The organism is Acrocarpospora macrocephala (assembly GCF_009687865.1).
In the GTDB taxonomy this organism is placed as follows: domain Bacteria; phylum Actinomycetota; class Actinomycetes; order Streptosporangiales; family Streptosporangiaceae; genus Acrocarpospora; species Acrocarpospora macrocephala.
Window position 1 is genome coordinate 65,009 of record NZ_BLAE01000019.1, and the last position, 20,405, is coordinate 85,413.

Consider the following 20,405-nt stretch of genomic DNA (forward strand, 5'->3'; position numbering starts at 1 on the left):
ATTCTCCACGTGAAGCGTTGTTCACACGGTGGACTCACATTGGACGCAAACATGCTGTGGGCTAATCTACGGACAACGGGACCTGGGCGATGTAGCCCCCCAGGTCCCTACGTGTTTTGTACGGCGATTCGCCAACCGGCGGTCTCCGTGAACGACGCGGATGGAGGAGGCGAGCCTGTGATTATGCACAGCGCGGTGCTCAGCTGGCGCGCTCTGCCGTGTGCTGAGGAGGCCCCTTGAGTAACCTGCTTCTGTTGACCAACGCCCTGGAACCTTCGGCCGAAGTGCTTCCCGCGCTCGGATTGCTGCTGCACTCGGTCCGGGTCGCCCCCGCCGAGGGCTCGGCTCTCATCGACGCGCCGCCCGCCGACGCGATCCTGGTGGACGCCCGCCGCGAGCTCGTCCAGGCCAAGAGCCTGTGCCGCCTGCTCAGGACGACCGGAGTCGACTGCCCGCTCATGGTCATCGTGACCGAGGGCGGCCTGGCGGCGATGACCGCCGAATGGGGCGCCGACGACGTCATCCTCGACAGCGCCGGCCCCGCCGAGGTCGAGGCCCGGCTGCGGATGGCCATCGGCCGTCTCTCCCTGGCCGCCGCCGAGGAGGTCCCCGACGAGATCCGCAGCGGCGACCTCGCCATCGACGAGGCCACCTACACCGCCCGCCTGCGCGGCCGCGCCCTGGACCTCACGTTCAAGGAGTTCGAGCTGCTCAAGTACCTCGCCCAGCACCCCGGCCGGGTCTTCACCCGGGCGCAGTTGCTGCAGGAGGTGTGGGGGTACGACTACTTCGGCGGCACTCGTACGGTGGACGTGCACGTGCGCCGCCTTCGCGCGAAGCTGGGCGCGGAGTACGAGTCGCTGATCGGGACCGTACGGAACGTGGGTTACCGCTTCGTCCCGGACCGAGGCGGCGAACACGCGGAAATCCCCGAAGTAGCCCGCCGCTAATCATCGAAAAGCCCCCGAAATCAACTGGTTCCGGGGGCTTCTTCGTTGCTGCGGGGCGTGGATAGCGGGCGGTGGCCGTTATCGCTCAGGTCTGTACAGATTCCTGTACAGTTAAGGAATGGCGATCCTGCGTGACCCCACCGAACTGAGTGTTACGGAAGCCGCCCAGCGAGGGGTCGCTCGCTTGGTGGCCGATGCGGAGCAGGGCGCTGACCTGGTGGTGACGCGTCGGCATGAGCCGGTGGCGGCCGTGGTGAGTGTCCGCCGGCTGGCTGAGCTGGACGAGGCGGCGGCCGACCTGAGGGATCTTGCGCTCGTCCTGGCCAGGGCGGCCACTGACACGGGAAAGCGAACCTCGTTCGATGAGGTGCTTGCCGCTTTCGGGCATACGCGTGAGTCCCTTGCCGCGCTCCCGGACGACGAGTAACCGTGTCCGAAGTCGTCTTCACCGATCCGGCGATCGATGATCTACGGAGGATCGGCCCGGACGCGGTGCCCAAGGTACTGAAGAAGATCCTTCTTCTCCTCGACAATCCCGAGGCGGGCCACCCGCTCGGAGGCGAGCTGACCGGGTATCGGAAGCTCGTGGTCGGGCGCAACCCCTGGAGAGTCGTTTACCGGATCGCGGACGACAAGTCAGTTGAGATTTGCGAGGTGTGGGCTGTTGGCGAGCGCGCCGACGCGGAGGTGTATGCGGAGGCGGCGGCCAGGGTTCGTGCGGCTGGCGGTAATCGTCCCGAACTCGCGCGGCTCAGCCAGGTCATCGAACGGTTGGCGCTGCTGTCCGGCCAATTCCACGTCGACGAACCGCCTCCCCGAGAGCCCGTTCCCGATTGGCTCGCCAATCGGTTGATCTATACAGTTCGCATGTCCCGCGAGGACGTCGCAGCCCTTGATCTTGAGCAAGCGGTCGACCTCTGGGCCGAATTCCGAGCGAAACCAAGTTAACCGCCTCGCTGCGGGGTGCGGGATATCCGGTTCGTCCGCACATCTGATCTCTTGGACCTACCTCTAGGCGGCGCACATGCTGATCACAGACGCGGAATTGGCCCGCACGGCAGCGGAAGCAGGAGCTGCTGTCGTGTACGCCAGGTATGGCGCGCCGCTGGAGCGCTTTTGGAAATCCGGGAGTGACTTCGCCACGGCCGCTGACATCGAAGCGGAGAACACCATCCTTGACGTCATCCGCGGCGCCCGGCCAGAGGATGCCGTGACGGGTGAGGAGAGCGGACGTACCGGCTCGGGCAGCGCGGAGCGCATGTGGCTGGTCGACCCTCTGTGCGGCACGCTGAACTACGCCGCCCGGAACATGCTGGTCGCGGTGAACGTGGCTCTGCGCGTGGGCTCGGACGTCGCGGTGGCGGCCTCAGCCGACCCGTTCGCCGGGGAGGTGTTCTGGACGGATGGCGATCAAGCGTACGTCCGCTGCGACGGCGTGGACGAGGAACTCACACCGTCGTCCGACTCGCGACTGGTGGATGTCAACCTCGATCCACCGTTCCCGAACGAAATGACCTTCCAGGCGGCCCGCCTGCTCGCCGACCCAGGGTTCATCGAGCGTTTCCACGCGCGCGTCGTCTCCACCACCCTGGCGGTGGCCTGGGTCGCCGCCGGCCGCCGAGCCGCGTACGTCACCGACGGGCATCTGCGCGACAGCGTGCACTTCGCCAGCGGCATCGCGCTGTGCCAGGCCGCCGGATGCGTAGTAACCGGCATCCACGGCCAGCCCCTGCACACCGGCGCAGGCGGACTCATCGCGGCAGCCGACCAGGAAACGCACGCCGCATTACTGGACCTCATCAGCAACCAGCTCCCACCCGATCGGTAGCCCGCGCGTTTCCTAACTTGACGGTGACGCCGGCGCCCTCCAGGGCAGCCTTGGCCTTCTCCGCCTGTTCCCCGGACAACGTGACAGCGTGCTTCAGCTCCGGCCCTCTGAGGTTCTCCGCGGTCTCAGCCTCGGGCCGAGTTCGGGAGAGACCGCACTATCGGCCCGCTGTGGCAACAAGGGTTGGCGGGACAACCACCGCGCCGTAGTTGTGGTCTCGCCCAGACGGCGATGGCGGGGCCGGGCGCAGCCCGGGAAAGGGCGATGGCGGGGCCGGGCGGAGCCCGGAGGGGAAACAAAGGGCTGGGCGGGTGGGAGAACCACGGCCATGCGACAGTCGTTTCCTTCGGGCAATAAGGAACCCGTTTCCGGTGCGGGCGCCTTTGGCCGTACCGGAAACGGGTTGGGGTTTTACGGGATCACAGTGATGTGGTTGGCCACCGGAGGCGTCACCGGCGAGTGCGCGCCCAGGTGGGCGGCGAACGCGTCGATGTCGAGCGGGCCGCTCCACAGGTCGGTTCCGTCGCGGAAGGCGAGGAAGGCGTCACCGCCGCCGACCAGGAAGTTGTTGGCCGCCACCCGGTAGCTCTGGGTGCCGACCACCGGCGCGCCGTCGATCTTCATGTTGGAGACCCGCGAACCCCACGCGCCACTGGCGCTGTAGGTGTAGGTGAAGTTCGACGACGGCTGCAGGATCTTCGTGAACGCCTGGTTGTTCGGACCGCCCACCCACTGCTGCTCCAGCAGCGTCTTCAGCTGGGCACCGGTCAACGTGACCACCTGCATGAGGTTGTTGAACGGCTGCACCGTGAACGCCTCGCCGTAGGTCACCACGCCGTCGCCCTCCCCGGCCGCGGAACCGGCGAAGGTGAGTCCGGCCCGGATGCCGCCCGGGTTCATCAGCGCGATCTGCGCGTTGCCGCCGGTCTTGGTGGACTCAAGCTGGGCGTCCGCGATCAGGTTACCGAGCGGGACCTCACCGGACGGAGCGGCCACGTTGGGCAGGTCGCCGGTGATGTTGCCGATCGGCTTGTTGGCCACCGCGGCGGTACGCGACTTCCAGAGGTCGACGAAGGCGACGGTCTCCGGGTCGGGGGTGACCGTACGGCGTACCACGTGGTTGTCCGCGACCACCGAGGAGCGCACGATGTCGCCGGTGTTCTTGTCGATCTGGAAGTCGATCTGGGTCAGCACCCGGCCGAACGAGGAGCCCTGCGTGTAGTAGCGCTGCTGGCCGCTGGGGTCGGTGGCCTTGCAGATGTAGGCCTGGTGCGAGTGGCCGCTGATGATCAGGTCGATCTCGGAGTCCACCCCGGTCGCGATGCGCGAGCCGAGGCCGGGGACGACCGGGCAGGCGTCCGGGCTCTGGTTCGGGGTGACCTGGTCACCCTCGTGCACCAGGACCACCTGGGCCTTGATGCCCTTCTGGGTGAGCAGCTCGGAGGTCGCGTTCGCGGCGGCGACCTCCTCGGTGAACTCAAGGCCCGCGATGCCGGCGGCGGTCACGATCGACGGGGTGGTCTGGGTGACCAGGCCGATGAAGCCGACCTTCTCCCCGTTGATCCGCTCAACGTAGTACGGCGCCAGCGCGGGCTTGTTCTTCTTCTTCTCGATGACGTTGGCGGCGATGAACTCGAAGTCGGAGCCCTTCCACCGACCGGCGGGAGAACAGCCGTCGACCGGGTGGCACTTGCCCTTCATGATGCGCTCGAGCTCGTCGAACCCCTCGTCGAACTCGTGGTTGCCGGCGCTGGAGGTGGCGAGCTCCAGGCTGTCCAGGAACTGGATGGTCGGCTCGTCGTGGTAAGCGGCGGAGAGGAGCGGGGTGGCGCCGATCAGGTCACCCGCCGCGACCAGCACGGTGTCTCTGTTCCTGAACTGCTTGACGTACGTGGCAAGGTAGGCGGCCCCGCCCACGCCATCGATGATGGTCCCGGTCTCGTCGGCGATGCGACCGCTCGACCCGGTCGGGGGCTCCAGGTTGCCGTGCAAGTCGTTGATCGAAAGGATCCGGATCGGGATGAGCTTGTCTTTGTCCTTGGCCTTGCTCTGGAGCGAGGCACTGGCGCCAGCGGGGTTGAGCACGAGCGTTAACGCGCCCGCCGCGGCGATGCCGGCCACAGCGAGTCGTTTGAGGAAAGCAGGGGTCATGCTCACTGAGCGTAGAGAACCGATCTGGCCATCCAATGTCTCAAAGGTAACGATTCCCCAGGGGTACACCTGGCGGTAATTGCCAACATGAGGCGAATAGAGTGCCGTTCATGAACGTGCATGTGGTGATCAGGGAACGGTTGAGCGACGACGAGGTAACTTCGGTGCTGGTTCTGGTTGAGGCGGCCACCGAAACCGACGGGGTTCGCCCGTTGAACGAGCACGTGATGCTCCACCTCCGCTACGGCGGCGACACCGGGGCGAAATCCTTTCTTCTGTACGCGGACGACACCCTGGCCGGATTCGCTCATCTCGACCCCACCGATCCCGTCGAAGGCCCGAGCGGCGAACTGGTGATCTCCCCGTCCCACCGGCGCCGTGGCTTCGGACATCGGCTGCTCGACGCCGTACTGACCGAGAGCATCCGGCTCGCGGCGGAACGGTCTCTTCCCGCCATTCCGGGCGGCGGGCGGTTGCGCCTGTGGGCGCACGGCGATCACCCGGGCGCGTCCCGGCTCGCGGCTTCCGCCGGATTCACCCGGGTGCGGTCGTTGTGGCAGATGCGCCGGTCGTTGTACGCGGAGATGGGACCGGCCGTGCTCCCGGAGGGCGTACAAGTCCGGGCTTTTGCTCCTGGGGAGGACGAGGCGGCCTGGATCGCCCTCAACGCCCGCGCGTTCGCCCACCACCCCGAACAGGGTTCGTGGACGCTCAACGACCTCGACCAGCGGGAAAAGGAACCCTGGTTCGACCCATCCGGATTTTTCCTAGCATTTCGGGATTCGAGGCTGGTCGGATTCCACTGGACGAAGATCCACGGGGCCGACGGTCACGGGCACGACGCCATCGGCGAGGTCTACGTGGTCGGCGTCGACCCCGCGGAGCGGGGCACCGGCCTCGGCAAGGCCCTCACCCTCACCGGCCTGACTCACCTCCGCGCCCACGGCCTCTCCCAAGTCATGCTTTATGTGGACGAGGACAACCAGGCCGCCATCCGGCTGTACGAATCGCTCGGCTTCAGCCGCTGGGACACCGACGTGATGTACGCGGACTATTCCACGGCGCCCTGGCGAGGCGCCCCCGCCTGACGTTTACTCAACCGCCCAATGCAGGGCGAAGTAGCACACCGCGGCGACGAGCCCCGAGGCCGGAATCGTGAGAATCCACGCGGTCACGATGTTCCCCGCCACCCCCCACCGCACCGCGGACCGGCGCTTCGTCGCGCCGACCCCCATGATCGCGCTGGTGATCGTGTGCGTGGTCGAGATCGGCGCACCGAACCCGATCGCCGCCGTGTAGAGCACGGTCGCGGCGGCCGACTCGGCCGCGAACCCCCGGGGCGGGTCCAGCGCGATGATCCGGCGGCCCAAGGTCCGCATGATGCGCCACCCACCGGCGTACGTGCCGAGCGAGATCGCCCCCGCGGCGGAGAGGATCACCCACTGCGGGATCTCCTCGCCATTGGTGGCATACCCGCCCACGACCAGCGCCAGGAAGATGACGCCCATCGTCTTCTGCGCGTCCTGCAGCCCGTGCCCGAGCGCCATGGCGGCGGCCGACACGGTCTGCGCGTACCGGAAACCCTTGCCGGTCTTGTGCGGATTACTCTTGCGGAAGATCCACAAAATCGCGATCATGATAATCCCGGCCAGCGTGAAACCCACCAGCGGCGACAGGATCATCGGGATGACGACCTTGTCCAGCACCCCGTCCCAGTGCACGCCGACGCTGGCCACCAGCGCCGACCCGACCAAGCCGCCGATCAGCGCGTGACTGCTCGACGACGGTAACCCGAAATACCAGGTGATGAGGTTCCAGGTGATCGCCCCGATCAGCCCCGCGCCCACGATCACCAGCCCGTGCGCGCCCTCAGGCGGATCGATGATCCCCTTGCCCACGGTCGACGCCACCTGCGTGCCCAGATGCGCCCCGATGAAGTTCATCACCGCGGCCATCAGCAACGCCACCCGCGGCGTCAGCGCCCGCGTCGAAACCGACGTCGCGATGGCGTTCGCGGCGTCGTGGAAACCGTTCGTATAATCGAACACCAGGGCGATGACCACAACCCCGATGACGAGTGCGAGCTCCACTTAGCTTTCCTTGACCGCGATCGACTCGACCGTGTTCGCGACACTCTCGAACGCGTCCGCCGCCGACTCCAGCTGATCGATGACCTCTTTCATCTTCAGCACGGTGAGCGCGTCGTACTCCCCGCCGAAGAGCTTGGCCAGCAACCGCCGGTAGACCTGGTCGGCCTGGTTCTCCAGCCGGTTGATCTCGATCCAGTATTCGTTCAGGTTCCTCATCGACCGCAGCCGCGGCATCGCCTCCGCGGTCAGCTCGGCGGCCCGCTCCAGCACCTCGACCTGCCGCACGACCTCCTTCGGGAGGTGGTCGATCTTATACAGCACGATCAGGTCGGCCGCCGCCTCCATGAAGTCCATCACGTCATCGAGGTTCGAGGCGAGCCGGTAGATGTCCTCACGATCGAACGGCGTGATGAAGCTCTCGTTAAGCCGGTTCATGATTGCGTGAGTGCGCTCGTCGCCCGCGTGCTCGCAGGCGCGCATCTTCTCAGCCAGGGCATCCCTGTCCGAGCCGTCGCTGATGATCTCGACCAGCAGGCGGGATGCGGTGACGAGGTTGTTCGCCGAGTCGGCGAACAAGTCGTAGTAGCTGTCCTCACGGGGTGTGAGACGCAGGCGCACGGTGGATCTCCAGATGTGCGGGGACGGTCCGCAGAGAAGAGTACGGGTAAGCAGGTGGAATGCGCACTTAAGGGTGCGCATGCCTAGATGTCACGAACTCTTCCCTTTGGGGTTGCCCTGTGGCCTTGTGCTGACACGTGAGGCGCATAGGAGGAGGTAGCAGGCACGGAAGTGTTCATCTGATGTTCATATTTTGGTCCGGTGGAAGGCCAGAAAAGAGCGGCTGGGGGTGGGGCCGCGCTGGCCTTGGTACCTCGAACCGTACTTGGCACTGCCGTACGGGAAGTCGGCGGGGGAGCTCAACCGGAACATGCACAACTGTCCGATCTTCATCCCCGGCCAGAGTTTGATCGGCAAGGTCGCGACGTTGGAGAGCTCCAGGGTGACGTGCCCTTCGAAGCCGGGGTCGATGAAGCCGGCCGTGGAGTGAGTCAGCAGCCCCAGCCTGCCGAGGCTGCTCTTACCCTCCAGCCTGCTCGCGATGTCGTCCGGCAGGCTGATCACCTCGTAGGTGCTCGCCAGGACGAACTCCCCCGGATGCAGGATGAACGGCTCATCACCTTCGGGTTCCACCTGCCGCGTCAGATCCGGCTGCTCCACAGCGGGGTCGATATGGGGATAACGGTGGTTCTCAAACACCCTGAAGTACCGATCAAGCCGGACGTCCACGCTCGACGGCTGGATCATCTCTGGGTCATACGGATCCAACTTGACCCGCCCCGACTCGATCTCACCACGAAGATCACGATCAGAAAGCAACACCGTGCGACTCTATCCGCCAGCGCTTCCTCCGGTCCCCTATCCCAATCCTTGGACTGCAGCACGCCCCCGCCGAATCCGCTACAGTTAGATCGCGGTCGTCCTCCAAGGACCTCCATGCGGGTGTAGTTCAATGGCAGAACATCAGCTTCCCAAGCTGACAGCGCGGGTTCGATTCCCGTCACCCGCTCTCGGCGAGCCCTGCTCGGTCCTTTTGGGACCTTCGCGGGGCTCTTTTGTTTTCTGGGGGGCGACCCCCAGACCCCCGCTGCGAAGGGGCTGTCGCCCCCTCGCGCTCCCTGGAAAGGCCTCGCTTCGCTCGGGCTGCTCTCGCTTCGCTCGGATGATGGTTCAAACCAGAACTTGGATAGATCACTGCCACTCGGACGTTCTGGATCCGGCAAGTCGTTTAGACGAGTCTTGGCTATCGGAGTAGACGAAATGGGTTTTGCTTCCTAGCCTGAAGACCATGGAGCCGATGAGCCACGATTTGATCTTCGACCAGCCCGACTACATCCCTTCGAACGACGACGACGCTGTCAAAACCGCCACCTACTTCGCTACCGTCGCGCGCACCGGGAAGGTGTGGACCGCCACCGCTGAACTCCCTGGCGGGCACACAGTCCGGGCCCAGGGGGCGAGCTGGGCAGATGTCAGGATTAATCTCGGCCAGCTCATCTTTGATGCCCTCCAAGACAAGCCCGAAGCGATTGGCGTCCACGTCAGCCCTGCCGACCCGGCAGCCAACGCGGCCCTCACGGCCGTCATTGAGGCACGGTCTGCCCGGATCCTCGCCGAACAGACCGAACGCGACGTCGTCCGTCATGCCGCTCGCCTCTTCAGAGCCCAGGGGTGGACCACTCGCGACGTGGGTAGCGTGCTGCGCTTGTCCCATCAGCGCATCTCGCAAATCCTCAATGAACCGAGCATGTAGCCAGAAGCGCTGACCAGCGTGCCAGATGCGTGCCAGAACGGTCGGTCAATCACGGTCATTGATGGTTATGGGTGTCCAGCCGCAGGAGGTATGCAAGACATTCGTTTCCACAGGTCAGCGAACGGCGATCACTCGATGTTTCCCAAGCTGACAGCGCGGGTTCGATTCCCGTCACCCGCTCCACGTGTGTATGCCCAGGTCACCCGATGGATTCGGAGCCTGGGCTTTGATCTTTAGTAAGGCTTGTTGATCTCGTTGTGTCATTGCTCCCGGCGAGCCTGCGGCTGTGCGGTCAGCCCACACGTCCATGTTCCGCTCAAGATCTGCCCGGCCATCGCCGGTTCGGTCAGGCCATGGAGGTCACAAAAGGTCGCCGTGACCCCCGCCAAAGAGACGCTGATCGGCAAATCGCCGGTTGATCGGGGTGCGGATAGGGATCGTCGGGTGCCACCGATCGCATCACCTGCCGCGACAGGCCTGGGCCAAGGGACAATTCCTGAACACGGAAACAACTCCGCGCGTATGCGACAACCCTATGGGCCGGGTGGGGGCGTGAATATCGAATGAGTTCCGATCCGCCGCCACACTACGTGGGGTTCACCAGGGATCTGTTCCTCTCCGTAGCTGAATGTGGCCCGCCCGTCACCATCCCAAGTCATCTCAAAGACGCCGGGATGAGCGGTGACGCCCTTCACCCGCAGCCCTGGACGGAAGGGACGCTCTGGAGCGGCCAGATCAGGAACGAACGCCTCCATCACGACCTTGCGGAACAGAGCCTGTCGCGGCTCGGAGAGCTTCTTCCAGTCTCGCTCGAATCGCGGCGTGGTCTCGAAGGTCGGCATCAGTCGTCCGCCGCCCCCAGCTTGTCCAGGTGAGCGAACATGTCCTCCGCGGACTCGTGCTTGGTCCCTCGCTCAAGCCTGATGTCCTCATCCGCCTCCCGCTCCCCCGCCAACCACTCCGGAGCAAAGAACCATGCCTGATCAGTGGGAATGGAGATGTAACCCCGCACAGTGATGGTGCCATCGTCCGAGACCGCGAACTCCACCTCGTCGCCCTCACTGATATGGAGTGCCTGGCGGACCTCCTCTGGCAGGGTGAGCTGCGACTTCGCGCGGACCTTTGCGCGAGCCCTCAACCGCGGCTCCGGCTGTACCTTGCCTGCGAGCGTTGCCACGATCCACCTCCATCACACATTCGGATTCTCCGACAATCCGACTCTACCCGCTCAGGTAATCACCTACACATATGCTCGGACCCTCCGTCTTGATCCAAGACGACCAGATGGGCAAGCCAGGCCTGCTACGCACTGACAGCACGGATCCAGTCAACCTCGTCCCGGCGGGCGGTCGTGACGCGCACCTTGTGCCGAACCTTGGACGCCTCAGTCAGGACGATTGATCGCGTGCCAGATCCGTGCCAGAACAGGCAGGGAACCAAGGTCATTCACGGGGACACACGGGCAGTCGACCCGCGATGACCTGCGTCCCTGTTTCCCAGCACAGGACGGCAAGATCAGTATCCGATTCCCAAGCTGACAGCGCGGGTTCGATTCCCGTCACCCGCTCCACGCATGTAAGCCCAGGTCATCCGATGGATCCGGAGCCTGGGCTTTGATCTTGTGAGAGCTATTTGATCTCCGCGTGCAATTGACGTGCCATTAGCCTTGTAGATCACCCAGCGGGAACCAGCACCCCGGGCGGATCATCCTCGCCGTCTTCGCGAGCCTGATCGTGATCGATCAAGTGCTTGCCGATGGCCGCCGTAATGACCGTGCCCGCGCCGCGTACGGCCTGCTGATCTGTTCCTGGACCCCAACGGAACCACCATCCAAGCCCGCGAAGCCGAAGACACACGCCCTGCAGGCTTCGCAGCATAGGACCGCGAGAGGGGAAACCAGTACAGCGGGTGGGATTACCGTCACCCTAAGTCGAGAACTTCGACCCCATGACTGCAATGGCCGCCCCAGCGCAGGGTGGCGGCACGAGAAGAGGGACTCGACCATGCCCAAGTACCTGATTCAGGCGACCTACACCGCAGATGGCCTCAAAGAAGTGTTGCAAGATGGTGGCACCGGACGCCGGCAAGCGGTGGAGCGCATGGCGGAAAGCGTCGGCGGGCGGGTCGAGCAGATGTATTTCGCGTTCGGCGAGACAGACACGTATGTGATCGTCGACCTGCCGAGCAATGCGGCTTCGGCTGCTGTGGGTCTCACAATATCGGCGTCTGGGACGGTACGAACGAAGACGGCCGTCCTGCTGACGCCAGAGGAGATCGACGATGCCGCGCGGATGGAGGTGGCATACCGGGCTCCTGGCGCGTGACAGCTGGGTGATTGCGAGCGCCTGGGCTGCGGCTTGTGCGGCTTCTGCCGAGATGGGGTCAGGCGCCGTCGTCTCCGCTCGCGATCTCCAGCAGGACTCGTGCATGGCACCAGTCGATAGATCGGAAGACCGGTGGGCTTGATCCGGTTGGACGGACACAGTGTCCGTCGAAGCGGAGCAAGCTCAGATCGTGGAAGTGGAAGCCGCTGAGCTTGGCTTGCGTGAGCGCTTTGCTCCATGTCCGGGTGAAGTTCGCCCGCCGCAGCTGGGCGCCCTTCGGGCCGATGAACACCAAGCCCTCATCCCCCTCCCCCGCGTACGTGTCCAAGTGCACGCGCAGGTCGGGCAGAAGGAGTTCGGGGATGGAGACGATGCGCTTGCCGGCCCGCTGCCGCTTCGCGGTGGGTCGTTCGCGGTGGGTCGATGGCAGACGGGATGGACGGGGATAGACGTGCGGTCAGCGCGGGGCAGCCTCTCTAAGATCATTGTTGTCCAGTACTGAAGCGCCGCAAAAAGGGCTGTGGAATGGCAACGATTGCTGTCCTTGAGGAGATCATCGGGCCGCCTCCGTCCAATCCGCAGACGTACATCAACGGTCTCCAGGGAGGGCGCTGACCATGGCGGACGTCAGAGTTACGTACGATCAGGAGGCGAATGCGGCGTATATCTACTTGGCTGATCCGCAAGCGCGCATGAAGGTGGCACGCATGTATACCTGCGATCCGGTCGAGGTCGGGGGCATGATCAACCTCGACCTCGACGAGCACGGGCACCTCATCGGTATCGAGGTGCTGGCGGCCAGTTCAAAGCTGCCCCAGTCCTTGCTCGACGTGGCGGAGCGACTCGACGCAGAGGGCTCCTGAAGGCCTCCCAGTTCCGTTCCAATTCCGTCCGAGGCCGTAAAACGTCAGAAGCCGACGTGAGACGTTGAGAGCTGTATTGCCTGGTCAGGGGCGCTACTCGACGTGATCGGTGCAGGTAGCGAAGTAGCAGGTGAGAGTTCGAGCTCTACTACGACAGTGATCTCTAAAAGTGGCATGCCCGCTGCGTGCCCGTATGGTGGGCAACCACCGGGGAATCACGGGGACTCAGGGGAACTCGATGTGCATTCGCCCAGGTCATCGTTTTCCGCAGCTCAGACGGTGTGATCTTGAAACGCTTCCCAAGCTGACAGCGCGGGTTCGATTCCCGTCACCCGCTCCACGCGTGTAAGCCCAGGCCATCCGATGCATTCGGAGCCTGGGCTTTGATCTTTTGTACGGCTTGTTGATCTCGTCGGGCCATTAACGGGCCATTAGCTCAACAGGGACCGCGGTTGAGCACCCTCGCATCGAGAAGTTGGAGCTCCCGATGAAGGTAGTCCAACCCGCCTATGGCTCAGATAATCAGATCATGGAATCCGCTGCGGAGTGGGATCGGTGCTTGGGGTGGACGTTCGAGTTGATCTCGGAGGATCCCGTTCGGCGTGAGCAGGCGCGCGGCCGGCTGAGGGTTACTCAAGATCGCCGTAGTGAAGCGTTATACGCCTTCAATGAGGTCTGGCGAGATGAGGGGTTGTCGGCCGCTGATCAGGCTGGAGCCCGATACATTGCAGAGCGACGGAGAACCCTGCCGGATGCTTTGTGGGAGTTCATTCCCGCTGAGTCCTACGCCGATTGGGCCGGACTGAAGTATGTCCTGCTCTATCTGGAGTGGGAGGCTCGGTATCCGGACGAGTGGATGGCCTCCGCCAAGGGTTGGGGGACGAAACACGATAAGTTGGATGATCTGGCCAGGGCTGTGCCGCATCTTGCAACGGCGGTGATCGATCAACTGGTTGACCTGATTTCCCTTGCCGTACGGCGTGAGCACCGTTGTGAAGATGTGGGATATGCCGTACTGGCCAGGGCGGTCGGCGGCTCACGGTTACGTCGCCTCCTGCTTGAGATCGCCGATGACCCTGATGAGGGTTTCCGCTTACGGGCCCGGTACCTCCTGTGGTTGCTGGATCACCCTGAGGCGTCCAAGCCCAAAGCGAGCCAATGGAAGGCGTGGTTGAGAAGCCAGGAAAACGAGTCGGCGTTCGAAAGAGCTGAACCTGTCCCCTGAGCATGACGAGGAAGCAGGGGCTCCCGTCCCCTCACGTGCCCGTTGCGCGCCCGTCATGAGGGTAACCAAGGGGATTCACGGGGAAAGCGGGCACGGCCGACCTCCTGGTTGCAATGACCGTGACGCTCCTAGTCAGGGCGATCGATCGCGTGCCAGATCCGTGCCAGAACAGACGGGGAACCCCGGTCATTCATGGGGACGCACGGGCATTCGGCCCGCCCTGACCTGCACCCCTGTCTTCCCAGCTCAGGACCCCAAGATCAGTAGATGATTCCCAAGCTGACAGCGCGGGTTCGATTCCCGTCACCCGCTCCACGTACGAAAGCCCAGGTTGTCCGATGGATTCGGAGCCTGGGCCTTGGTCTTTCTCACGCTTGTTTGAACTCCACGCCAACACCAGCGGGCGACCATCCGCTCACCAGGTGGCGAGCATCTCGAACCTGCCCGCTCGCCACCCACATCAACTAGCATGCTAACTAACATGCTTAACGAAGGGTGACGAGGTGCTCGACGCGGAACTCGCCGAGGTCATTGCCAACCTGCGCGACATTGGAGCGGACATCGCCGATGTCGAGGTGAAGAAGGCACATGGGGGGCTACCCAAGTCGCTTCGCGAGACCCTCTCGGCCTTCGCCAACACCCAAGGAGGAGTGATCATCCTCGGGCTGGACGAAGCTCAGGCTTTCCGCGCGACCGGGTTGACTGACCCGGCACGGCTGGCCGCCGATCTCGGCGCAATGTGTGCCTCAGATATGGAGCCTCCGCTTCGGCCCCTCATCAAAATCCACGACTTCGAGGGTGTTCACATCCTGGTCGCGGAGATCCCTGAACTCGATCCCGCCCAGAAGCCTTGCTATGCCCGTGGGGCCGGAATCACCAAAGGCAGCCATATCAGAATCAGCGATGGCGATCGCCGACTGTCCGCGTACGAGGTCCAAGTCATGCTGTCATCCCGGGGACAACCGCGCGACGACGAGCAGGCCGTTCATGGCATCGGCCTGGATCAACTCGATCCTGCCAGCGTCACAGCGTTGATCGCCCGACTGAAGATCAGCCGCCCCCACGCGTTCAAGGATCTTGACTACCAGTCGGCACTTCGCCGCGCCAGAGTGCTGGTGCCCAGTGATGACAGCGAAGACGTGGTCTCGCTGGCCGGCCTGCTGGCCCTCGGCAGTTATCCGCAGGAGCACTTCCCCCAGCTCATGGTCACCTTCGTCCACTACCCCACCGACAGCGGCCCCAGCTCCAGCGAGCGGTTCCTGGACAACGTGACGTTGGAAGGTCCGATCCCGGTCATGGTCCGCGACACGCTCGCGGCCATCCGCAGGAACATGTCTCGCCGGGCGATCGTCTCCGGAGCGGGCCGCCAGGATGTCTGGGAGTACCCCGAGACCGCCCTGCGGGAAGCGGTGGTCAACGCCCTGGTCCACCGTGATCTGTCCAGCGCTGCCCGGGGCACCCAGGTCCAGATCGAGATGTATCCCGACCGGTTGCTCATCCGCAACCCTGGCGGCCTGTTCGGCCCCGTCACCATCGACAGCCTCGGTCAAGAAGGCATCTCCTCCGCCCGCAACGCCACCCTCATCAAACTTCTGGAAGACGTCCCTCTTCCCGGTGAAACCCGAACCGTCTGCGAGAATCGCGGCTCGGGTATCCGCGCCATGCTGAACGCGCTGCTCACCGCCGGAATGAATCCGCCTCGATTCGACGACAAAATCTCATCTTTTACGGTCACCTTCCCCAACCACACCCTCCTGAGCGAGGAAACCATCACCTGGATCCGCAGCCTGGGTGAGAAAGGACTGACCGACAGCCAATGCATCGGCCTCGCCCTGCTGCGCGAAGAGGGAATCCTTGACAACCGCGTTTACCGTAACGCGACTGGCGTCGATTCACGCATTGCGACCAGCGAACTCCGAAACCTCGTCGCCCGCGAACTCATCACGCAAACGGGGACGCGCCGGTGGGCCAGGTATCAGCTTCCTGAGCGCCCTTCGACGGCTGTAGTCGAATCCTCCCGCGCTGATCGCAGACCTGAACTGCTCGCTGTCCTCGGCAACCAGACTCTGTCTCGGGCCGAGTTGGTTGCCCGAACTGGTCTCGGCGATCAGACCGTACGGCGATGGCTGAAGATCATGCGGGACGAAGGCACCATCGAGATCGTCGGTAGCAGCCCGAAAAGCGTCCACGTGCGCTACCGCCGAACGCAACAAGAACCCCTATTCGGCTAGGAGCATCCTTCCCTGTGTAACTTCCGTCCCCCAATCCGGCCTACCACAGCGTGCTAACGTGCTTGCGCTTCAACGCCGCCAGTTCGCCCCATCGCAGACTCGCGAAGGTCGCAAGCAGGACCAGCATCCGATATCGCGGATCGATCGCGTCGGCCAGTACGAAAACCTGCTTCATCGTGAGCACCGGCCGCTCCGGCGACTCTTCCTTGCCCGCTCGCATGATTGTGCAAGGGTTGGACTTCATCATTCCGTCACTGACAGCGGTATTGAAGATGGCCTTGAGCAGTCGGTACGCCTTCGCCACCGTGACCGGTCCCACTCCGTCGGCTAGGAGGCTCTTCCGCCACTTCCGCACGTGAGCTTCTCGGATCTCGTTGATAGCCCGACTACCGAAGGTCGGGACGAGATGCAGCCGCAGCAGACCTTCGTAGAGTCTTTGGATTCAAAATTCGAGAACCAATCGACATGGTGCCCACTGGAGTTCCATTGCCTGGAATCATCCTGCCGCGAGATGCTGGGAGTCACGTGATCACAAATAGCTTAAATTGAGGCAGCCCAGTTAGCAGTTGCGCGTTCATCGACCAGCGAATTAGACTTCTTATTGAAAAGAAGAATTTGTTCGTCGACTTTCTAAAGCGCTTGACGGGGAAATTCGAGGAGGTGTCTCGATTTCTACGGACGAATTCTTTAGGCGCGAAGTTGGTGTATTTGATTGGGATTCATTTAAGCAAAAATAGCTCACCCCGGAGGACCATGAGTTCTGCGTCGCCGCGACCTCGGTCTGAGTTATCGCATGAGTGACCAACTGAGTGACAGCCCAGGTGCCTTCACCTACCCATCCACGCACAACGACGAGTAGTTTCACCAGGACAAACGCCAGATCACGGCCATAATCATTGCTTCACACCGGACGAGGTCACAGATCCCTGGCCCCCATGTCGCCGGGGGGTCAGGGGGTCGGGCCCCTCCGCTGCGGCCTGTTCCGTCTCTGTTCCGTCGGAGCACAAGAGATCTCCGAAACGGTTGGCAACTGCCGGAACATAAAATCCCAGCTCAGATGCGGTCTCGGCGATCAGCCGCAGGTCAGGCAGATACTGCGAAATGAACCCGGCCTACAGGCCGGCTCGACCGATGCTTCCCGGGCGCTGCGTCGGCCCGTGGGCCGTGGACCGTTCCTTGCAGAGTCCCCTATGCTCGCGAGGCAGTTGGTATGAACAGTCCATTTAGGGGGCGCGGAGCCGCATGGTCGACGAGATCAAGTACGAGTACAAGACCGTGCAGACAGTTCGCGGCACCGACGGCTTGGTGATATCGAAGATGCAGAAGGATGGCTGGGAGCTCGTGGAACAGGCCCAGGGCACGCTTCGCTCCACCCTCAACTTCCGTCGGCCGAAGAAGCCGCAGCCGTGGCTCCTGATCGGCACGGCGGCCGCCGTCCTCGTGATCCTGACCGTCGTCATCGGCACTGCCTCTGCACTCAGCGGCGGAGGCGAGAAGAAGGACGAGTCAGACAAGTCGACGGCCGCTGCGAGCGAGAAGCCTTCCGCTACGCCGGCTCCGACCGCGACCGAGTCGGCTGCCGCTGAGGTGATCACGCCTCAGAACAACCCGGAGTTCGCGGCGCTGCTGAAGGCGGACTATTGCGACGACGCGAACCTGGACTTCGCGACCAGGCACGAGGGCCAGACGGTCGCGTTCAACGGCTCGATCGTGAACATGGCGCCCCACGGTGACTCCGGCACCCGCTACGACTTCGTCCTGGGCCCAGGCGACAAGGGACCGAACACGGCGGTCGGCCCGGCCTTCAAGTACGAGGACGTCAACATCCTTGACCTGAAACTGACCGGCAAGAAGATTCCGGCCACCGTCGGCGTAGGCGACAAGTTCCGCTTCGTCGCCGAGGTGGGCGAGTTCAACGCGGACCAGTGCCTCTTCTTCCTCGACCCGGTCTCGACGGAAGTCCGGTAGTCAAGATGGGCAGCCGCGTCATCACGGACCAGCGTGCTCGGCCGATTAGCGCCGTCATCAGCATCGGCCTGACTGGGGTCCGATCGAGGCGTACCGCAAAGGCATTCAACTTCGGCTCACCGTTCTTGATCTGGCGGTCATGCTGAAGCTCTGCGACACACATGCGAAAACGTTGGTCGATGCGGCATGGACCCCTGCCTTGACGCTCTTGGGCGAGTGGAGATGGAGGCCGACTGGCCCTCCGAACCGCTGAACCATGAGTCTGCAGTTCCGTTCCAGTTCCGGCCGAGGCTGTAAAACGTCAGAAGTCGACGGGAGACGTTGAGAGCTGTATTGCCTGGTCAGAGGACTACTCGACGTGATCGGCGCAGGTGGGGAAAGGGCAGGTGCGAGTTCGAGCTCTACTACGACCCCTGATCACCTGGGCGGACCCAAGTCGCCAGGGCTAGCCTTGATCAAGTGATCGTCATTCGGTTTGACCCTGTCCGCAGCGACCCAGCATGGGGTCCTGGCTGGGTGCCGGCCGGAGGGCCCGACTACCAGCCCATGGCCGTCAAAGAACTCCCGCCGATCAACTTCATCTTCGACAACTTCCGCGTCAACGTCGTCTTCCAGATTGGAGATGCCGACTTCAGTGCATCTGCCAGGTTCGTTCCCGTGCTCGACTTCGTCTTGATGCTAGGAGCGGCCTGGAAGATCCTGCACACTCACGACCCTGCCGTGCTCGAGCTGTCCGACCGTCAGGGTGAGTGGCACTTCTCCAAAAGCGTCGACGCTATCGAGTTGCAGACACGGGTGGCGGCCAGAGACGGTTGGCGGTTCAATTCGGAGATCGGACGTTGCACGGCCGACGAGTTTGACCGCGCCGTTGGCGACAGTCTTCGTGGTGCGCTTGGCATGATTTTCTCGCATCAGCCAGCTGCCAGGGACAACGCTTACCTACAAGATCTCGACCATGACGGCTACGCAGCCAGTTAGCTACGTGTGCGCCGCACGCCGCGACCAAAGGTGAAAGGCATCTAGTTTCTTCAACGCTCCTAGAACATGAGGCAGTCGACGGCGGCGTGCCCGTTGCGTGCCCGTACGGTCGGCGATCCACGGGGAAGCACGGGGACTGACGGCTACTCAAGCCGCATACGCCCAGGTCACCGTTTGCCCAGGTCACTCGGCATGATGTTGAAAGACTTCCCAAGCTGACAGCGCGGGTTCGATTCCCGTCACCCGCTCCAACAACGAAGCTCAGGCACGTGTGCCCGAACTCAGGCTTCCTCGTTCCCACGGCGCTGAGGATCTCGGAGCAGAATCCGTCGCACGGCTGGAGACTCGCCACCGCGAAATAAGCAGCGGAAGTCGATAGGCCGAGCCTCGAAGCGGCTGCCCTTCAAGCTATGCGTTCACGAACTGTCGATGATGCACCGTTAGAGGCTCGATTTCAGTGGTGTCATCGTCATCGACAACGAGCTCGACGCGGAACCGAACCCCCATTGCCGCACCAAGGCGCACAAGCGTCGCTATGTCTGGTATGCCGCCCCCGCCCTCAATGCGGGATAGAGCAGGCTGAGACATCCCAGCGCGCTCCGCTACGACCTTCTGCGACAAGCCTCGGCGCCTACGGATCTCACGCAACTGATCGCCGAGCTCCAGGTCACGGCCCGCCTGCTCGTATTCAGGGTGAAGCTGCGCATCCGCTTCCATCTGGCGCAGACGCTTCGCCTTGTAGGTTTCCCAACGGCTGTGACCCATCATGCGCTCCTCTCGAATACGTGCGTGATGGCGAGGTCGTGCTCTGCCTCGCATCGCTTCTTAGCGGCGATCGCTCGGTTGATGTCGGCGGTCTGCGTCCCATCCTGTGTCTTGCGGAAGACCGTAAGGACCACGATCACTTTGCTGGATGGCTTCCAGAAGGTCAATCGCCAGGTCGTGCGGTCGAGAGCAACGCGCAGCTCGTGTACGCCTTCGGCATCCTTCAGCTTCTTCACGTGATCGCCATCGGGGATGCCGCCAGTGACGAGGTAGTCGTCTACGTTCCGCATGACCCGCTGGTAGAGCGGAAAGGAGAGCCCGTCCAGCCAAGACTCCACCTCCGGCTCTAGATCGATCTCCCACTGAGACATACCCTCAATGATATATACACTCAATGGTAACTCGTGGCAGGGATGAACACCAGGGCCCGACCCCGCGTTCCCGCCTCGCTCCTGGTAGTTGTCCCAGATCAGCGACTGAACCGCTCCGGGTCTGACACGGCAGCTGTAAACGTGATCTCTAAGGAGCAGGCCCGAGCCAGCAGGGCTTGGCAGCATCCGACGCACCCGCTCCGGCCACAGGCGATCTACCAGGTGATGAAACTCCTCGTATGCATGCCCAGCGCTCGTGACTGCGAGCTCGGTTCGGCCTGAGACAGAGCAATGCGAGCCACCCACACCCCACAGAGAACGGGTGGGTGGCTCGGCGAAGCCTAGACTTG

Annotated in this window: 22 protein-coding genes, 1 tRNA gene and 1 pseudogene; 13 read left to right on the forward strand and 11 right to left on the reverse strand. The window is 63.4% G+C overall.

Annotated features, from left to right (window positions below):
- Nucleotides 1–236 precede the first annotated feature (236 nt).
- From Amac_RS18270 to Amac_RS18285, 4 genes are all read left to right on the forward strand, one after another.
- Nucleotides 237–950 carry a response regulator transcription factor gene (locus Amac_RS18270; RefSeq protein ID WP_155355588.1) on the forward strand — a complete coding sequence of 238 codons (714 nt, stop codon included), beginning with the start codon at nucleotides 237–239 and terminating at the stop codon, nucleotides 948–950.
- 118 nt (nucleotides 951–1,068) lie between these two features.
- Nucleotides 1,069–1,377, forward strand: coding sequence for a type II toxin-antitoxin system prevent-host-death family antitoxin (locus Amac_RS18275; protein WP_155355589.1), 309 nt, complete (start codon nucleotides 1,069–1,071; stop codon nucleotides 1,375–1,377).
- A gap of 2 nt (nucleotides 1,378–1,379) precedes the next feature.
- Nucleotides 1,380–1,898 (forward strand): type II toxin-antitoxin system RelE family toxin, encoded by a 519-nt coding sequence (locus Amac_RS18280; RefSeq protein WP_155355590.1) that lies wholly within the window; start codon nucleotides 1,380–1,382, stop codon nucleotides 1,896–1,898.
- A 76-nt stretch (nucleotides 1,899–1,974) separates the two neighbouring features.
- Nucleotides 1,975–2,778, forward strand: a complete 804-nt coding sequence (locus Amac_RS18285; protein ID WP_155355591.1) for an inositol monophosphatase family protein — start codon at nucleotides 1,975–1,977, stop codon at nucleotides 2,776–2,778.
- A 411-nt stretch (nucleotides 2,779–3,189) separates the two neighbouring features.
- On the opposite strand, the gene Amac_RS18290 is transcribed toward Amac_RS18285, so the two are convergent.
- Nucleotides 3,190–4,929 carry a bifunctional metallophosphatase/5'-nucleotidase gene (locus Amac_RS18290; protein WP_155355592.1) on the reverse strand — a complete coding sequence of 580 codons (1,740 nt, stop codon included), beginning with the start codon at nucleotides 4,927–4,929 and terminating at the stop codon, nucleotides 3,190–3,192.
- A 110-nt stretch (nucleotides 4,930–5,039) separates the two neighbouring features.
- On the opposite strand from Amac_RS18290, the gene mshD reads away from it, so the two are divergent.
- The gene (gene mshD, locus Amac_RS18295) at nucleotides 5,040–6,017 is read left to right on the forward strand and encodes a mycothiol synthase (protein WP_155355593.1); all 978 of its coding nucleotides are present in this window, start codon (nucleotides 5,040–5,042) and stop codon (nucleotides 6,015–6,017) included.
- Nucleotides 6,018–6,020: 3 nt separating this feature from the next.
- On the opposite strand, the gene Amac_RS18300 is transcribed toward mshD, so the two are convergent.
- The 3 genes from Amac_RS18300 to dcd all read right to left on the reverse strand — a co-directional run bounded on the left by Amac_RS18300 (nucleotide 6,021) and on the right by dcd (nucleotide 8,399).
- On the reverse strand, nucleotides 6,021–7,019 hold the full coding sequence (locus Amac_RS18300) for an inorganic phosphate transporter (protein WP_155355594.1): 999 nt from the start codon (nucleotides 7,017–7,019) through the stop codon (nucleotides 6,021–6,023).
- Nucleotides 7,020–7,637 carry a DUF47 domain-containing protein gene (locus Amac_RS18305; RefSeq protein ID WP_155343207.1) on the reverse strand — a complete coding sequence of 206 codons (618 nt, stop codon included), beginning with the start codon at nucleotides 7,635–7,637 and terminating at the stop codon, nucleotides 7,020–7,022.
- 186 nt (nucleotides 7,638–7,823) lie between these two features.
- Nucleotides 7,824–8,399 (reverse strand): dCTP deaminase, encoded by a 576-nt coding sequence (gene dcd, locus Amac_RS18310; RefSeq protein WP_155343206.1) that lies wholly within the window; start codon nucleotides 8,397–8,399, stop codon nucleotides 7,824–7,826.
- Between the two features lie 116 nt (nucleotides 8,400–8,515).
- On the opposite strand from dcd, the gene Amac_RS18315 reads away from it, so the two are divergent.
- Together Amac_RS18315 and Amac_RS18320 are read left to right on the forward strand one after the other, a co-directional pair.
- A tRNA-Gly gene (locus Amac_RS18315) sits at nucleotides 8,516–8,586 on the forward strand.
- Between the two features lie 279 nt (nucleotides 8,587–8,865).
- Complete coding sequence (locus Amac_RS18320; RefSeq protein ID WP_155355595.1) at nucleotides 8,866–9,330, forward strand: hypothetical protein; 465 nt, start codon at nucleotides 8,866–8,868, stop codon at nucleotides 9,328–9,330.
- A gap of 533 nt (nucleotides 9,331–9,863) precedes the next feature.
- Here Amac_RS18320 and Amac_RS18325 read toward each other — a convergent pair.
- Both Amac_RS18325 and Amac_RS18330 read right to left on the reverse strand, forming a co-directional pair.
- Nucleotides 9,864–10,172, reverse strand: a complete 309-nt coding sequence (locus tag Amac_RS18325; protein WP_174900185.1) for a hypothetical protein — start codon at nucleotides 10,170–10,172, stop codon at nucleotides 9,864–9,866.
- A complete protein-coding gene (locus tag Amac_RS18330; protein ID WP_246268444.1) occupies nucleotides 10,172–10,507 on the reverse strand; it encodes an AbrB/MazE/SpoVT family DNA-binding domain-containing protein in 336 nt (111 codons plus the stop codon). The genes Amac_RS18325 and Amac_RS18330 overlap by 1 nt, the downstream gene beginning before the upstream one ends.
- A gap of 826 nt (nucleotides 10,508–11,333) precedes the next feature.
- Between Amac_RS18330 and Amac_RS18335 the strand changes: the two genes are divergently transcribed.
- The gene (locus Amac_RS18335) at nucleotides 11,334–11,654 is read left to right on the forward strand and encodes a GYD domain-containing protein (RefSeq protein ID WP_155355596.1); all 321 of its coding nucleotides are present in this window, start codon (nucleotides 11,334–11,336) and stop codon (nucleotides 11,652–11,654) included.
- Between the two features lie 58 nt (nucleotides 11,655–11,712).
- Here the strand turns inward: Amac_RS18335 and Amac_RS18340 are convergent, their stop codons facing one another.
- The gene (locus tag Amac_RS18340; protein ID WP_155355597.1) at nucleotides 11,713–11,988 is read right to left on the reverse strand and encodes a site-specific integrase; all 276 of its coding nucleotides are present in this window, start codon (nucleotides 11,986–11,988) and stop codon (nucleotides 11,713–11,715) included.
- Between the two features lie 283 nt (nucleotides 11,989–12,271).
- On the opposite strand from Amac_RS18340, the gene Amac_RS18345 reads away from it, so the two are divergent.
- The 3 genes from Amac_RS18345 to Amac_RS18355 all read left to right on the forward strand — a co-directional run bounded on the left by Amac_RS18345 (nucleotide 12,272) and on the right by Amac_RS18355 (nucleotide 15,973).
- The gene (locus tag Amac_RS18345) at nucleotides 12,272–12,517 is read left to right on the forward strand and encodes a DUF2283 domain-containing protein (protein WP_155355598.1); all 246 of its coding nucleotides are present in this window, start codon (nucleotides 12,272–12,274) and stop codon (nucleotides 12,515–12,517) included.
- A 487-nt stretch (nucleotides 12,518–13,004) separates the two neighbouring features.
- The gene (locus Amac_RS18350) at nucleotides 13,005–13,742 is read left to right on the forward strand and encodes a hypothetical protein (protein WP_155355599.1); all 738 of its coding nucleotides are present in this window, start codon (nucleotides 13,005–13,007) and stop codon (nucleotides 13,740–13,742) included.
- 503 nt (nucleotides 13,743–14,245) lie between these two features.
- On the forward strand, nucleotides 14,246–15,973 hold the full coding sequence (locus tag Amac_RS18355; protein WP_155355600.1) for an ATP-binding protein: 1,728 nt from the start codon (nucleotides 14,246–14,248) through the stop codon (nucleotides 15,971–15,973).
- 40 nt (nucleotides 15,974–16,013) lie between these two features.
- Here the strand turns inward: Amac_RS18355 and Amac_RS18360 are convergent, their stop codons facing one another.
- Nucleotides 16,014–16,277: a site-specific integrase gene (locus Amac_RS18360; protein ID WP_246268445.1), complete on the reverse strand. Its 264-nt coding sequence runs from the start codon at nucleotides 16,275–16,277 to the stop codon at nucleotides 16,014–16,016.
- Between the two features lie 36 nt (nucleotides 16,278–16,313).
- Nucleotides 16,314–16,415: pseudogene (locus Amac_RS57960) on the reverse strand (tyrosine-type recombinase/integrase); the annotation flags it as partial.
- 800 nt (nucleotides 16,416–17,215) lie between these two features.
- On the opposite strand from Amac_RS57960, the gene Amac_RS18365 reads away from it, so the two are divergent.
- Nucleotides 17,216–17,941 carry a DUF4839 domain-containing protein gene (locus tag Amac_RS18365; RefSeq protein WP_155355602.1) on the forward strand — a complete coding sequence of 242 codons (726 nt, stop codon included), beginning with the start codon at nucleotides 17,216–17,218 and terminating at the stop codon, nucleotides 17,939–17,941.
- Between the two features lie 459 nt (nucleotides 17,942–18,400).
- Nucleotides 18,401–18,919 carry a hypothetical protein gene (locus tag Amac_RS18370; protein WP_155355603.1) on the forward strand — a complete coding sequence of 173 codons (519 nt, stop codon included), beginning with the start codon at nucleotides 18,401–18,403 and terminating at the stop codon, nucleotides 18,917–18,919.
- 408 nt (nucleotides 18,920–19,327) lie between these two features.
- Here the strand turns inward: Amac_RS18370 and Amac_RS18375 are convergent, their stop codons facing one another.
- Nucleotides 19,328–19,687, reverse strand: a complete 360-nt coding sequence (locus Amac_RS18375) for a helix-turn-helix domain-containing protein (RefSeq protein WP_246268446.1) — start codon at nucleotides 19,685–19,687, stop codon at nucleotides 19,328–19,330.
- Entirely contained in the window at nucleotides 19,684–20,055 is a 372-nt protein-coding gene (locus Amac_RS18380; protein ID WP_155355604.1) for a type II toxin-antitoxin system RelE/ParE family toxin, read from the reverse strand. Before Amac_RS18380 ends, Amac_RS18375 begins: the two co-directional genes overlap by 4 nt.
- Nucleotides 20,056–20,405: the final 350 nt, after the last annotated feature.

What these genes read in the sequence shown, in the direction of transcription:
- Amac_RS18335 (WP_155355596.1), top strand. Translation starts at nt 11,334, where the DNA reads ATGCCCAAGTACCTGATTCAGGCGACCTACACCGCAGATGGCCTCAAA.
- Amac_RS18275 (WP_155355589.1), top strand. Translation starts at nt 1,069, where the DNA reads ATGGCGATCCTGCGTGACCCCACCGAACTGAGTGTTACGGAAGCCGCC.
- Amac_RS18290 (WP_155355592.1), bottom strand. Translation starts at nt 4,929, where the DNA reads ATGACCCCTGCTTTCCTCAAACGACTCGCTGTGGCCGGCATCGCCGCG.
- Amac_RS18365 (WP_155355602.1), top strand. Translation starts at nt 17,216, where the DNA reads ATGGTCGACGAGATCAAGTACGAGTACAAGACCGTGCAGACAGTTCGC.
- Amac_RS18320 (WP_155355595.1), top strand. Translation starts at nt 8,866, where the DNA reads ATGGAGCCGATGAGCCACGATTTGATCTTCGACCAGCCCGACTACATC.
- Amac_RS18325 (WP_174900185.1), bottom strand. Translation starts at nt 10,172, where the DNA reads ATGCCGACCTTCGAGACCACGCCGCGATTCGAGCGAGACTGGAAGAAG.
- Amac_RS18350 (WP_155355599.1), top strand. Translation starts at nt 13,005, where the DNA reads ATGAAGGTAGTCCAACCCGCCTATGGCTCAGATAATCAGATCATGGAA.
- mshD (WP_155355593.1), top strand. Translation starts at nt 5,040, where the DNA reads ATGAACGTGCATGTGGTGATCAGGGAACGGTTGAGCGACGACGAGGTA.
- Amac_RS18345 (WP_155355598.1), top strand. Translation starts at nt 12,272, where the DNA reads ATGGCGGACGTCAGAGTTACGTACGATCAGGAGGCGAATGCGGCGTAT.
- Amac_RS18285 (WP_155355591.1), top strand. Translation starts at nt 1,975, where the DNA reads ATGCTGATCACAGACGCGGAATTGGCCCGCACGGCAGCGGAAGCAGGA.
- Amac_RS18380 (WP_155355604.1), bottom strand. Translation starts at nt 20,055, where the DNA reads ATGTCTCAGTGGGAGATCGATCTAGAGCCGGAGGTGGAGTCTTGGCTG.
- Amac_RS18375 (WP_246268446.1), bottom strand. Translation starts at nt 19,687, where the DNA reads ATGATGGGTCACAGCCGTTGGGAAACCTACAAGGCGAAGCGTCTGCGC.